The sequence below is a fragment of the Lysinibacillus sp. FSL R7-0073 genome (assembly GCF_038009065.1).
Classification (GTDB): domain Bacteria; phylum Bacillota; class Bacilli; order Bacillales_A; family Planococcaceae; genus Lysinibacillus; species Lysinibacillus fusiformis.
Genome location: NZ_JBBPAS010000001.1, coordinates 2,456,796 through 2,469,768, shown reverse-complemented (window position 1 = coordinate 2,469,768; position 12,973 = coordinate 2,456,796). Strand labels below are relative to the sequence as shown.

General features: G+C 35.4%; 13 protein-coding genes. 9 read left to right on the top strand and 4 right to left on the bottom strand.

The window, feature by feature from the left end; translation table 11 throughout:
* Window positions 1-11 precede the first annotated feature (11 nt).
* The 4 genes from MKY88_RS12210 (at window position 12) to MKY88_RS12195 (ending at window position 3,538) form a co-directional block, all read left to right on the top strand.
* Window positions 12-1,223, top strand: coding sequence for an ABC transporter permease (locus MKY88_RS12210; protein WP_340813769.1), 1,212 nt, complete (start codon window positions 12-14; stop codon window positions 1,221-1,223).
* A gap of 11 nt (window positions 1,224-1,234) precedes the next feature.
* Window positions 1,235-2,155: an ABC transporter ATP-binding protein gene (locus MKY88_RS12205; protein ID WP_340813768.1), complete on the top strand. Its 921-nt coding sequence runs from the start codon at window positions 1,235-1,237 to the stop codon at window positions 2,153-2,155.
* Between the two features lie 73 nt (window positions 2,156-2,228).
* Window positions 2,229-2,858, top strand: a complete 630-nt coding sequence (locus tag MKY88_RS12200) for a DUF3885 domain-containing protein (RefSeq protein WP_340813766.1) — start codon at window positions 2,229-2,231, stop codon at window positions 2,856-2,858.
* A gap of 245 nt (window positions 2,859-3,103) precedes the next feature.
* On the top strand, window positions 3,104-3,538 hold the full coding sequence (locus tag MKY88_RS12195) for a stage III sporulation protein AH (RefSeq protein ID WP_340813765.1): 435 nt from the start codon (window positions 3,104-3,106) through the stop codon (window positions 3,536-3,538).
* Window positions 3,539-3,870: 332 nt separating this feature from the next.
* Here the strand turns inward: MKY88_RS12195 and MKY88_RS12190 are convergent, their stop codons facing one another.
* Both MKY88_RS12190 and MKY88_RS12185 read right to left on the bottom strand, forming a co-directional pair.
* The gene (locus tag MKY88_RS12190) at window positions 3,871-4,779 is read right to left on the bottom strand and encodes an ABC transporter ATP-binding protein (protein WP_340813763.1); all 909 of its coding nucleotides are present in this window, start codon (window positions 4,777-4,779) and stop codon (window positions 3,871-3,873) included.
* Complete coding sequence (locus MKY88_RS12185) at window positions 4,779-5,465, bottom strand: ABC transporter permease (RefSeq protein WP_340813761.1); 687 nt, start codon at window positions 5,463-5,465, stop codon at window positions 4,779-4,781. Before MKY88_RS12185 ends, MKY88_RS12190 begins: the two co-directional genes overlap by 1 nt.
* A gap of 224 nt (window positions 5,466-5,689) precedes the next feature.
* Here MKY88_RS12185 and MKY88_RS12180 point away from each other — a divergent pair, with 224 nt between their 5' ends.
* A complete protein-coding gene (locus MKY88_RS12180; RefSeq protein WP_193832055.1) occupies window positions 5,690-6,421 on the top strand; it encodes a response regulator transcription factor in 732 nt (243 codons plus the stop codon).
* Complete coding sequence (locus tag MKY88_RS12175) at window positions 6,418-8,139, top strand: sensor histidine kinase (RefSeq protein ID WP_340813760.1); 1,722 nt, start codon at window positions 6,418-6,420, stop codon at window positions 8,137-8,139. The genes MKY88_RS12180 and MKY88_RS12175 overlap by 4 nt, the downstream gene beginning before the upstream one ends.
* Window positions 8,140-8,212: 73 nt before the next feature.
* Here MKY88_RS12175 and MKY88_RS12170 read toward each other — a convergent pair whose 3' ends face one another.
* On the bottom strand, window positions 8,213-8,980 hold the full coding sequence (locus MKY88_RS12170; RefSeq protein WP_193832053.1) for a sulfite exporter TauE/SafE family protein: 768 nt from the start codon (window positions 8,978-8,980) through the stop codon (window positions 8,213-8,215).
* A gap of 104 nt (window positions 8,981-9,084) precedes the next feature.
* Between MKY88_RS12170 and MKY88_RS12165 the strand changes: the two genes are divergently transcribed.
* The 3 genes from MKY88_RS12165 (at window position 9,085) to MKY88_RS12155 (ending at window position 11,680) form a co-directional block, all read left to right on the top strand.
* Complete coding sequence (locus tag MKY88_RS12165; RefSeq protein ID WP_340813758.1) at window positions 9,085-9,963, top strand: LysR family transcriptional regulator; 879 nt, start codon at window positions 9,085-9,087, stop codon at window positions 9,961-9,963.
* Between the two features lie 259 nt (window positions 9,964-10,222).
* A complete protein-coding gene (locus tag MKY88_RS12160; protein WP_340813756.1) occupies window positions 10,223-10,759 on the top strand; it encodes a GrpB family protein in 537 nt (178 codons plus the stop codon).
* Window positions 10,760-11,023: 264 nt separating this feature from the next.
* Window positions 11,024-11,680, top strand: a complete 657-nt coding sequence (locus tag MKY88_RS12155) for a Type 1 glutamine amidotransferase-like domain-containing protein (protein ID WP_340813754.1) — start codon at window positions 11,024-11,026, stop codon at window positions 11,678-11,680.
* A gap of 355 nt (window positions 11,681-12,035) precedes the next feature.
* Here the strand turns inward: MKY88_RS12155 and MKY88_RS12150 are convergent, their stop codons facing one another.
* Window positions 12,036-12,935 carry a PhzF family phenazine biosynthesis protein gene (locus MKY88_RS12150; protein WP_340813753.1) on the bottom strand — a complete coding sequence of 300 codons (900 nt, stop codon included), beginning with the start codon at window positions 12,933-12,935 and terminating at the stop codon, window positions 12,036-12,038.
* Between the last annotated feature and the right edge of the window lie 38 nt (window positions 12,936-12,973).

Genomic DNA, 12,973 nt, shown 5'->3' with positions numbered 1-12,973 from the left:
ACTCATTAGCAATGTGGAATTATTTCAAATTTGAATTCAAACAATTTTTTACGAATAAGAAAAACTTAGCAATCTATTTTTTGCTTGCTTTTGCAACCTTCTTTTATGTATTTAAAATAGCACCCGCATATGATCCGATTGAAAAAGTTGAATATGAAGAAATTGAGGCTCGCTATTTAACACGGCAGGAATTTTTAGATTCGATGGAAGGTCAAAACATATATAGACTACATCCGGCCATCATCTTTGCGATTGATATATTTAAGCAAATAAATCCAATAGATAAAGCGAGATTAGAAGCATTAGATGAGGGGGATCTAAAAAAATATGCAGAGGTAACTCGTGATTGGTACTACTTTACGAATGCGATTACATACAAAAGTGATTCATTCTCCTATAACTCAAAGTATTTTATAAAAAATAATGATTATGCAGAAGATGATGCCTTTTATGCTTATTTAGAGCAGGCAGCCCGTTATGATACGTATGCGAACGCAAAGTATGAATTATCAATGGAAATTTTCGAACAGCGGACAGCACTGCAAACGTTCGAGCGTTTATTAAAGGGATTACTACCTGTTATTTTAATTGTGTGTGTACTACTTTTAGCCATTGATATCGTCACAAAAGATCGCCGTCATCCATCCATTATCAAAGGATTTCCTGTTAGCGATTGGAAAAAGCTATTGGTGAAAATGATCGTTGTCCTACTAGGGAGTTTAGTATTATTTGTACCCCTTATAGCTGGGCTCATTATTATAGGCTTACAATCCGGCTTTGGAACTTTCAATTTACCATCTCCAATGTATGCTCCTCATCTCGAATGGCGTCAGGAGGGTAAATTTGAACCGATGACTTTAGGGATGTTTTTAGGACAAACCCTCATTTTGCTTTTAACTTGGTTTATGGTCATAATCAACGTTGTGTTATTGTGCAGTATCATATTCCGTAACGAGATGATGAATTTTGCCATCGGCTTACTCCTTATTTTTGGGGAGAAGTTTTATTTCAGCCGATATGTTGGTTACTTTTGGGATATTCAAATCTACCCAACTTCTTACATTCAAGTCGGACAAATTGTTTCAAAACAACGGAATTTTTATTATATGAACGATTTTTTAGATTTCAATTTAGGATTACAGTTGTTACTTGTCTTAGCTGTAGTCGTCATTTTATTCATGCTACTTATTGTTATGAATAGACGTTATAAGCTAATTAAATAGGAGGGACACAGGTGATTGACATTCAAAATATTACTGTGCAATTTGCGGAAAATAAAGTGTTAAATGATATTTCAATGACATTTGAGCAAGGTGAAATGATTGGGCTTGTTGCACCAAATGGAACAGGAAAATCTACATTTATGAATGTGTTGATGAATTATGTAAAGCCTATGAAAGGGAAGGTACTATTTAAAGGTGGTCTTTGCTACTCGAATAAATCAAATGAAGTAAAAATTCATAGTTTTGTGTCGATGATGCCAGACCAAAGTGACTTGTATAATCACTTAAGCGGGCGCGAACATTTAAAAATGTTTGCAACAATGTGGCAATCCGATTTAAATCTTATAGATGAAACCATTGAAATATTGAATATGGGGCATTATGTAAATAAAAAAACAGGCACGTATTCCCTTGGTATGCGCCAGCGTCTTTGCTTTGCTATGCAAATAGTTACGGATACGGACATTATGATGATGGACGAAGTTATGAACGGACTTGATCCAAATAATGTAGAGATTATTTCGAAAATATTAGTAGAGAAAAAGGCGAAGGGGAAGGTTATTATTATTGCCTCGCATTTACTCGATAATTTAGAGAAATATGCAGATCGAATTTTCTTGTTTAACGAAGGAAAACTAGTGGATACCAATCAAATAATAGAAGGTTTCAGTCAAGCACATATTAAAACTATCCGCGTGAACAATATGGAGAGTTCTACTGAAAAACAACTGTATGAGCTATTTCCAAACATAAAGCTTCAAACACTTACAAATGGAATAACATTAATTCATTTACCAAGCTCTGAAGCCGCTTTATTAAGTTCGCTTACATCTTTTTTAGTTGAGAGAAATGTAGTGGATTTTGCATTTGGAAAAGTGACATTAAATGATTTGTATTCTATGTATTATCATGAGTATAAAAATGTGACCTAGTTTTTTTGAATTTTATGCTAGATTATGTGAGAAAGTGTAATGTTTAATTAAAATTAAAGGAAGATTTGAGTGAATGACGATAGATGTAGAACAATATTTAAATAAAGCTTTTCCTGGACTCACGTTAACAACTAGCCTTTATCAGCAATGGGATATTGGTATTCACGTTGAATTTGGGGCTGGATTTTATCAATTGAAAGATAATGGTCATCTAAATCTAGCCATGTTTAATTATGTATACCATCAAGCTTTGACCATTTTTAACGAAATTTTTTCGTATTCGGATGAAATTTTACTTGTGACAAATGTTTATCAGTATAAGCTTGCTGAAGGTAAGAAAAATCGCATAAAGGTTTATGATCGTTATATAAAAAATAAAGAGATAAAATTCCATTTAAAACAACAAACCTTGCCGTATGTATCTGATAATGAAGATATTTATATTTCACGATTTTCCTTAAAGTGCCACAAACAAGATATTCACTATGTATCACTTATCAAAGCTGCCTGTAATGAGGATTTCCGCTTGAAGCCCAAATTCGGTACAGGCTATAACTATCCAGATGTATTTTTTATAAACTTGACCAAAAACGTCATCTTTTTTATTTATGATGATAGAGGTTGCGAGGTCATCGCGACGAATAAAGAAACGATAAAACCTTTCGATCTAAAATTCAGGAACTGGATAGTTAATCGTAAATGAGATGACATCGTTATACATTCTAAATTGAACTAATGGATGGAGGAATCTATCAACATAAACCTTAATGATTTCGCATCCATTAGTTATGACAAACAAAGGTTGGGAAAAATAATCACTGAGTGCATTTTACGATGGCTTTCATTCAAAATCATTGAGTTGCTACCCGCAGCTCTTTTTTTATGGGGCATATAGGGGTGTTTGATTGAAATATAGCGCTTTTATTTGAGTATAGAGAAGGAGGATAAATGAAATTGATGATGATTAGTGAAAATATAATGGGGCAACGCTATCAACAACTAATCAATATACTAGCGAAACGATGTAACCGCTTTGCTTTCGTTGAGAACAGACAATTAATGGATAATGAAGAATTACGGTTAGCGGCTGTTGATGAGCTATTGGCTCCTATTAAAAGTCAGCTTATTGAAAGAAAGGTTCAAAATAAATGGGAGACGACAACACTTGGCGAAAATACGGCATTTGTTTTTTATTTTCTATTAAACGATACGACTGCTCAATTCTTGAAGGAGCGTAGCGACTCACTTTTTGGTTGGATTACGCCAGAATTACCAGAGGATTTGATGTTTTATGAAGATGAACAATGTGTATTAGCAGCTTGCTCGCACGAGGGTTTCTTCTGGGTGGATGAAAAGGTATGGGACCGTTTTTTATTAAGCTAAAGATGTCGCTTATTTTGATTATTTGGTATAGCGAATTCTACTTTATAAAATGAAAAAAAAGGGGGAGTATTTTTTGTTATTTATAACGTTGTTTGTCATACCAGTATTAGGAGTTTTATATTTTTTAAATTTCACTACTTTTTTAAGAAAACTAATAAATGGAAAAAACACGTATAACCAAAATGTACTAGGAGCCGTTTTAACCTTTATGTTGATCTTTACAATCATGTACTGCTTTGTTGGACTCCATTAATGGTTTAACGATAAATTGAATATAGCCTTTTCAAAACAACAAGTAAGCAACTTCTTCAAAAGTAGTTGCTTACTTGTTGTTAGTCATTCATAAATATCTCTTCTAACGAAGGTCGATTCGTTTGAATATCAAAAATGTCCGTATCAAATTTACATAAGGAATGCACAATGCTAGCAATATCTGATTCATCGCGTATTTCAACAGTAAGGTGTTGGTTATCTGAATAGTTAATCGTTGTCCAAGTTTCGATTTCCTCGCGAGCATGACGATACAACGTGTCATTTTTAGGTAAGAGCTTAATAGTTGTTTCAATCGTTGTCTGAAATTGATTTTGCAATTGATCGATGGTTCCTAGACCTGAAATAATGCCGTTTTTCATAATAGCAATTCGGCTACATAGCTTTTCCACTTCATTTAAATTATGAGATGTCATAAAAATAGTTTTGTTTTGACTGGCTAATGTTCGTATGAATTTTTGCATCTCTAACGCAGATTCCGGGTCCATCCCCGAAGTAGGCTCATCTAGGAAAATTAAATCTGGATTTCCGATGACAGCCTGTGCTACGCCTAGCTTTTTTTTCATCCCAAACGAGAATTTTTTTGTTTTAACATGTACAGCGCTCTTTAAACCAACCTGCTCTAATAAATCCACACATTGTTGTTTAGTCACCTTGTGCTTTTGTAACTTTGCAAAAAATTGAAGATGTTCCAGAGCTGTATCATTGCCGTAAAACTCTGTGTAGTCTGGAAGAACACCAACTTTGCGTTTGACACGATCAAGCTGATTGTTGGGTACACCTAATATTCGAAATTGACCACTAGTTGGAAGGACAATTCCTGTAAGCATATTAATGAAAGTTGTTTTCCCTGCGCCGTTTCTCCCTAAAAAGCCAAAGATTTCACCTTCCTGTACTTGTAGATTGATACCACGTACGACTAAATGCTTGTGATAGGATTTTTTTAAATCCACTGTTTCAATAACGGTCATTACAAATCCCTCCTATGAAGACTAAGTATCGAGACTCCTACCATAATAGCCGCAAATAACAGAACAACGAGCCATCCCCATGTTCCACCCTCGAGCATATAATGGTACGGAGTCATATATTTAATGATTTTTAACCAGAGTTTTTCTGAAAAAAGGCTCCATAAACCGAATGTAGGAATAGCCATACTAATTAGTAATCCGATAAACATTGACATCGATCGTTTAGGAATGAGACAGGAAAGTAGCACACATAACGACACGATGTACGCTAGCATAACAAATAAGCTACCGAATGTTTTAATATAAAATTCATGAGAAAAGAATGCAATAATACTAAATGACGCTAATAAGCAAATAAACCAGTATGAAAAGATTCCTAATAATTTGCCTACAATAATAGAAGATCGGGATGTTTTGGTTACTAGGAACCGAATTGTTCTGCTTTCCGTTTCCCTATTAATGGTGTCGTGAAATAAAGAAAAGATAAATAAAAAGCCCATCATATAAATTAGAAATACCAGCCCACTTACATAGCCAGCCTCAGCAAATTTAATGCCAGTAAGGAGACTGCTATTTGTGACAAAATCAGATAAATAATAGGAGACGGCAATAAAAATGCCAATCGTAATAAGTGAAAAGATACTGCGAAATGATTGAATAAACTCCTTTTTCCATATTGCAATCAAAGTGGTTCCTCCATAATAGAAATATATTTTTAACACTCTTTAAAGTATAAAGGCTGATTTTTACGTAAGCCGAAACGTTGGATGACGTTTTCATAAACTTTTAAGAATGCTGTTTATGTTCTGTTTATATTCCTTCGTAGTGGTGACAAACTAGCAGTATTATTCATTGGAAAAAACATGTTAAAATGAATTCCATGTTAGACGGGAAAGGACAGATTTAAAATATGAATTTACATGATGTGGCCATTTTACTTGTTGATGATGAATCAGCAATTTTAGATATGTTACAAATGGTTTTAACTAAAGAGGGCTTTCGACAAATTGATCGTGCAAGCACTGCTCAAGAAGCGTTAAATGCATGTAATAAGAAGTCATACGACATGATCCTATTGGATGTCATGCTGCCAGATAGGAGCGGCTTTGATATTTGTCCATTTATTCGGGAGACAACAGATGCCCCGATTTTATTTATTACAGCAAAAAACTCAGACTTAGAAAAATTAACAGGCTTTGCTATGGGCGGGGATGATTATATTACAAAACCTTTTAACCCATTAGAAATAGTCGCTCGAATGAAAGCACAACTACGCCGCGTTAAATTATATGAGGAGGAAAGACCACAGCACATATCTTCCAATACGTTCATTTACGATTTTGGCCGATTCCAGGTGAATGAGCGTGCAGGGGAATTAATTGTGGATGGGCAAGTCATTTCTTGTCCTGCTCAGGTATATCAATTACTACTCTTTTTTTGCAAGCATCCTAATCAAATATTTACGAAAAGTCAGTTATATGAAGCTGTCTGGGGTGATCATAGCTTTGGGGATGATAATACGGTTACGGTTCATATTGGCCGTATTCGCGAGAGGATAGAAAAGGACCCGAAGGACCCTGAATTGTTATTAACCATTAGAGGACTAGGCTATAAATTAATTCAAAAAGAGGGGTTGGTATGAATCGAATTAGTCGTCGACTTGCCTTTACCTTTATTTCACAAATTGTGTTTGTATTAGTGGCTTTAGCAATAGGTACAATCATTTTTTTAGTGTATGTTGGGTTGCAGTTAGAAAGTGAACCTGAAACACAGCAAGTATCGAGTAGTAGCAATAGTAGACTAAGGCAAACATTTTCAATTGAAAATGACGTTGTGTCGTTGGATGCTAACAAAATTTCTGATATAGAAAAACGTGAGGAATGGCTACAAATAATCGATTCTCACGGAAATATGTTGACCTCTTCCAAACTACCATCTGATGTTCCAACTCACTACGAACCTGGTCAATTAATAGCCTTTTGGCAGAAAAGCATTCCGTTCCCATACGAGCTCATTATTAGCCAAGAGGAGAAAGGTGGACAAACCTATTTTGTTGTAGTTGGTCAAAAACGTCCTGCCCGACAGCTAGCAGAAAAACTTACATTAGAATGGGATGGAAATCGATTTTCTCAGCGAGGGAAGCAGCTATTGGAAAAAGCTCATGGTACGCTAGCAATTTATTCAGCCAATGGGGAGATCATCCAACAATATGGGCATGTGAAAAATCCTGAAGCAAAACTTTCACTCGATCATTTACTTGGGGATGAGGCTGATCATCTCAGAAATAATGGTAGCCAATATATATATTTTGATGCAGAGAAACAGCAGACATGGGTCATTGAAGTACCATCCGATGCAGTAAAGGTGGAGGGAGGTAAGCATAATACCTATTTAGGAAAAGCATTTCTACTATATGGAGTAGCCCTTATTTTATTTATCATCGCCACAGCATTTTGGTACGGTAAACGATTTGGGCAACCCGTTCTCTATATTGTTAACTTTATTCAACGATTGGCAGATGGTAATTATCACGAGCAAGAGGCTAAGAAAAAAGATAGGTCACTTAATCGTCATGGCAAGAAGAAGCGGTCCTTCCGTTTATTTCGAGAAATTAATGATTCCTTGAATGATTTGAACCAGCAGCTTAAGCAGAACGAAAAGCTTCGCAAACAAATTGAACAAACTCGCGAGGAGTGGATTGTTGGTGTCTCCCATGATTTGAAAACACCACTATCTTCTATAAATGGTTATGCGCATGTCCTTGAATCAGCCCCCTACAATTGGTCACAAGAAGAGTTTAAGGAGATTGGAAAAACATTACGTGAAAAATCAACCTTTATGTCTGAATTAATCGATGATTTAAGCTTAACATATCGCCTGAAAAACAATGCATTGCCCATGGTTCGTCAAACGCAAGAAGTAAACGAAGTCATTCGAAGAGCCGTTATTCATTTTATAAATGATCCACAATTTACTTCCTATGATATTACATTTCATGCTTCTGAAGAGCCGATAACATATCCTCTTGATATGAAATGGTTCACACGTATTATTGATAATATGATTTCTAATGCTATTAAGCATAATCCGTCAAATACGAGAATAGATATTATTGTGCAGAAGGAAAGTGATCATTATTTCACTGTTCGTATTCAGGACAATGGTATTGGAATGGATTCATCCACGTTAGAGCAATTATTTGAACGGTACTATCGTGGTACTAATTCAGAGGAAAATACAAGTGGTTCAGGGCTGGGCATGAGCATCGCTAAACAACTAACAGTAGCCCATGGAGGAGAAATATCTGCTTCTAGTACTCCCGAAGAGGGTACTGTCATTGTCTTAAAATTTTATTCATGATGGCAGTCCTGCCTTTTATGTCCTTAAATTTTGGATATAAAGGGTAGGACTTGTTTTCTGCGTGGGTGTAAATTTATGTTATTAAATCCGTCACAACTTGAACAATTAAGAATAAAAAAATGATGGGTAATATAATTTGAATCCATTTTGTTTGGATGTGGGGAATAATCTTTAAGCCTAAGAAAGAGCCAGCAATTGAGCCAAGCGAAACAGGAATAGCAATTCCCCAATTTACAATGCCATTAAAGTAATAAAAGAGGAAAGCGCCTGTACAGCTTGACAACGAGATCATTCTTGTTAATTCCACTGCTTTTAAATAATTGTGTTGTTTTTTTAAGAAATAGGTTATATTCATAAGTGCTGAGCCTGGTCCAAAACCTCCGTCATACATTGAAATGGCAAATGGAACAAGCTTGTTAATACGTTGTTCCTCTGTTTCCTTGACATCTTTTACAATCCATTTATTACTGCGAAGGACCATCATAAATGCGAAAATTAAGCTTATACAAGCAACCACGTTCATGATTCGCTCCGATAAGAGGATTGCAAATAATGCACCCAAGACACCTCCTAAGCAAGAAACTATCATGAAAGAAAAGTATTTTTTTAAAGATAAACGTCCTGTTATAACAAATGAAACAACATTCGATAGGGCAGATATTCCTGTCGCAAATTTATTAACGGCGACCGTTGTATGAATTGGAATGCCAACGAGTAATAAGGAAGGCATCAAAATAAAGCCTGCTGCACCAAACAGAACTCCTATTATGGCCGCGAGTAAACCAATCGTAAATAAAATAAACCCTTTTATTGATAACCATTCCTGTAGTAAAATTTCCATTTCATCACCTCTATACTTAAATTACTGATAAACTATACATAAAACAAATATATAATTATTGCTTATTCATAAATATTATTTATGGATAGAAAGGTGGGAATGGCATGAATTTACATGCTTTAAGAATCTTTACGAATGTAGCCAAACTTGGCGGAATTACTGCAGCAGCGAATAGTATGCTACTGAGTCAGCCTGCGGTTACGATACAAATTCGGAAATTAGAGAATGAAATAGGGGCTAAATTGATAGAAGGCAAAGGGCGTGGAATTCAATTAACTCCAGAGGGGAAGTTTTTGTATGAGCAAGGCATGCGTTTATTTTACTTAGAAGCACAAATCGATGAAAAGCTAGGTGAATTTTTAGCTAAGGAAGACAAAATACATATTGCGTCCTCTTATATCCCTATTAATTATATACTTCCACCTATCATCGCTAAGTACAAGCTTGCTCATCCTCATATTGAATTTTTTGTATCATTAGGCAATGTTCAATCTGTGGAAGAACAAGTTCTGAATTATGAAGTAGATTTTGGTTTTGTTGTTCAAAGTAAAATGGGTCATACCGATTTACAATTTGAAAAGGTATTAGATATCCCGTTTTGGTTTATAGTCCATCCCTCACATCCTTTAGCCAATCAAACGGTCTCCATTTATGAATTATCGGACGAAGACTTTATTTATCGGGAACGTGGCAGCTCGACACTCGATTTATTGGAGTCCATTTTTTACACGTTTAATGCTCCATTACCTAAATTAGGACTTCAAATGCAGGGCTTACATGAATCCATTAAAGTAGTGGAGGCAGGATACGGTATGACTTTAGCTCCGTCCTATAGTGTGTCTGATAGTATAACAAATGGAAAATTAGCTCAAGTATATGTTGAGCAGGCAGATATTCAGCAAAGTTTATTTATTTGCTCGCGGAAATCCGATTTGATTGAGCAACCATTTATGCAATTCTTAAAAGCTCATTTAAAAGATTAACTAATAAAACCGTGAAAAAGTACAATGCTGTTTCGGTTGACTCAATTTAATCAATTAAGTACATAGAGCGAGCTATATAGTTAGTAGTAATTGTTGGCAGTAAAGAGAATAAAGGCGTACATTGGTGTTATGAAAACAATTAATCGTTCGTGTTTTTTATAATGAAATGCGAATTGTTCGCCGGCTGGACACGTTTGCTTTTTCGTAAAACACGAACATTATAAAGTATTGGTTAATGAAGTGGTTAGGAGGAAATACTTTGCGAAAACTAGTAGTCAGTTTGTACGATGAGCAATGGATTCAACTGTTTATGGAAGAGGCTGAAAAACTGAATTTTATATTTAGAAATGAAATCATAGATATCTATCATATAGGTAGTACCTCTGTTCCTGGGTTAAAGGCTAAACCAATCATAGATATCATGCCTGTTGTGAAAGATAATCATCTCGTTGATACATTCAATTTGGACATACAAAAAATTGGGTATGTTGCTAAAGGGGAAAATGGAATAGCTCAGCGTAGATACTTTCAAAAAGGTGGGAACAATCGCACGCATCACGTTCACTTTTATCAGATTGGAAGCGGTGAAATCACAAGGCATCTGGCCTTTCGGGATTATTTAACATCACATCCTGATGAAATGAAGCTTTATGGAAGTTTAAAGGAAAGATTAGCACAACAATTTCCTAATAACATGAAGTCATACAAAGCTGGGAAAGATTCTTTTGCTAAAGAACTAGAACGAAAAGCATTGGCATGGTATGACGATAACCAATCTTTGGTCCCTCCTATTTAGGAATGGAGCAAGAGATTTATAGAGAAATAACAAAGAGCCTAACTTAATATATATACGACTTTTCGAAAAAGCAACTTTTTCAAGCCTCCTACATAGGGGCTTTTTAATTTATACATTATTAGAAATATAGATTTGAAATAAAGTCGTATTGTTTGGAAGAATTTGATAAAATTGTATCGCAATCATTACATTTAGAACAACAAGCAGAACATATGGATCGTATTGTGTTAGTGACAAGAAACAGAATGAGTAACGGAGGTACATATGAAAACACACTATTATTTAGGTTGGTTTAATGATTTTTTTCCAGAGAATCTAGGCAAGGTGTTAGAGGAGGATATAGCTGATAGAAAATCGCTTGCTATGATTAGCTCGAATCCACTTTTGAATGAAGATGTTGGCGCTGCTGAACGCTCGTGGCTTGACCAGGCAGGCATTATGTTCGAAGACTATCATTTAATTAATTATCACGTACAGAAGGAAGATGCCCAAGCCTTCATTCAAAATGCGTCAGCCATTTTCTTGTTAGGTGGAGATACTCTTAAACAGAATCGGTTTTTAATAGACTATGAATTGTCGGATATAATCAAAAAAAGCACAGCGGTTGTGTTAGGGGCAAGCGCTGGAGCAATCAATATGTCCGCTAAATGGTTATGCTCGAAAAACTTTGGCTATCCAGTTGAAAAAAGCTCTTTATACGACGGAATCGGTCTTGACAATTTTTCCGTCCTGTCTCATTTTGATCTTGAAAATAACATGGAGTTGGTGCAGGACGAACTGTCTTCTTTATCAGAAGAACTAAATATTTATGCGTCGAATAAAGATTGTGCTGTACGTATAAAGGGAGACAACGTCGACATTTTAGGCAACGTATATTTAATTTCCCAGTCAAAAATTCAGAAATTAGATGAGACGCTCTAGCTGTAGTGAATGGCAATAGCTTAACTGGAAGAGCGCGTTTGGATCAATCTTTTTATCCAAACACGCTCTTTGCTTTGATCTTTTTCAAGTATCAATTTGATCAAACCTTGGCAACAAGAAGTTTAGGCTTTATCATGAATTGTACCTTTTGTTCGACCATGCTGGATCTGGAAATTACTGAGATAACACAATGATATTATTAGCAATGGCTTCAGGTGCCATCAATGACTTTAAAATGGTGTTTCCACCTAAAATAAAACTTCTCTAAATGCGCAAAAAGCGAAAAATTTAGAGAAGTTTATTCTATCTCAGAAATAAATACTAAAAATTCGGAAAATAATATATATATTGCTCTTTATACAAATATTTTTCCTTCAATGGAAACAACCGCCGCTCCTGCTACTTCAATAACTGCATTCTCCCCATCAGGTGTAATCGTTACATAAAGAATCCCTGGTCTATTGATCGTATGTCCTTGACCAATCATTAATTGATGTCTTTCTTGTTGAGCTAGTATATTCTCAAGATATAAATAACCGCCTAATGCACCGTTTGCCGCACCTGTAACTGGATCTTCATCAATTCCTATATTGGGGCAAAAATCTCTTGTGTAAATATCAAATTGCCCATTTGTGTCAAAGGTAAAGAGGTGAGTGGTTGAAATGTTAAAATCATTGTTCATCTTTTTAAGCTCGTTTAAGTTAGGCTCTGCTTGGTCAATTGCTTGACGGGTCTTCACTGGAACCATAAGATGTGGGACACCTGTATTCGCTATTTTTATTGGATATATATCATCAATGTCTGTTTCATGTATACCTACAAGATCCGCAACGACTGCTGGGCTAATGTCGATACTTTTTACTTGAGGACGTACTTGAGTCATAGATACTCGAGTTAATTGATTATTTTCCATCAGCCATTTTACGGAAATTTGGCCTATATTTGATTCAAAGACTATTTTATCGCCCTTATCAATCCAATTGTACTTAGTAGCCATTAACCATGCTGTACCTAATGTGGCATGACCGCAAAAATCAACCTCTTTGGTTGGTGTAAAATACCTTATTTTATAATTGGCATTAGCATTCGATGTCGGTAAAAGAAAGGCCGTCTCCGAAAGGTTTAATTCATTCGCTATTTTTTGCATGTCCTCGTCTGTTAAGTTTTCTGCATTCGGTATAACGCCAGCTGGATTTCCTCCAAAAGTTTCTGTTGTGAAAGCATCTACATAAAAGAACTCTATCTTTTTATTCATGACTAACTCCTCCTTTATTCTATGATTATTGTATTATG

What these genes read in the sequence shown, in the direction of transcription:
- MKY88_RS12210 (WP_340813769.1), top strand. Translation starts at nt 12, where the DNA reads ATGTGGAATTATTTCAAATTTGAATTCAAACAATTTTTTACGAATAAG.
- MKY88_RS12200 (WP_340813766.1), top strand. Translation starts at nt 2,229, where the DNA reads ATGACGATAGATGTAGAACAATATTTAAATAAAGCTTTTCCTGGACTC.
- MKY88_RS12195 (WP_340813765.1), top strand. Translation starts at nt 3,104, where the DNA reads ATGAAATTGATGATGATTAGTGAAAATATAATGGGGCAACGCTATCAA.
- MKY88_RS12190 (WP_340813763.1), bottom strand. Translation starts at nt 4,779, where the DNA reads ATGACCGTTATTGAAACAGTGGATTTAAAAAAATCCTATCACAAGCAT.
- MKY88_RS12180 (WP_193832055.1), top strand. Translation starts at nt 5,690, where the DNA reads ATGAATTTACATGATGTGGCCATTTTACTTGTTGATGATGAATCAGCA.
- MKY88_RS12175 (WP_340813760.1), top strand. Translation starts at nt 6,418, where the DNA reads ATGAATCGAATTAGTCGTCGACTTGCCTTTACCTTTATTTCACAAATT.
- MKY88_RS12170 (WP_193832053.1), bottom strand. Translation starts at nt 8,980, where the DNA reads ATGGAAATTTTACTACAGGAATGGTTATCAATAAAAGGGTTTATTTTA.
- MKY88_RS12165 (WP_340813758.1), top strand. Translation starts at nt 9,085, where the DNA reads ATGAATTTACATGCTTTAAGAATCTTTACGAATGTAGCCAAACTTGGC.
- MKY88_RS12155 (WP_340813754.1), top strand. Translation starts at nt 11,024, where the DNA reads ATGAAAACACACTATTATTTAGGTTGGTTTAATGATTTTTTTCCAGAG.
- MKY88_RS12150 (WP_340813753.1), bottom strand. Translation starts at nt 12,935, where the DNA reads ATGAATAAAAAGATAGAGTTCTTTTATGTAGATGCTTTCACAACAGAA.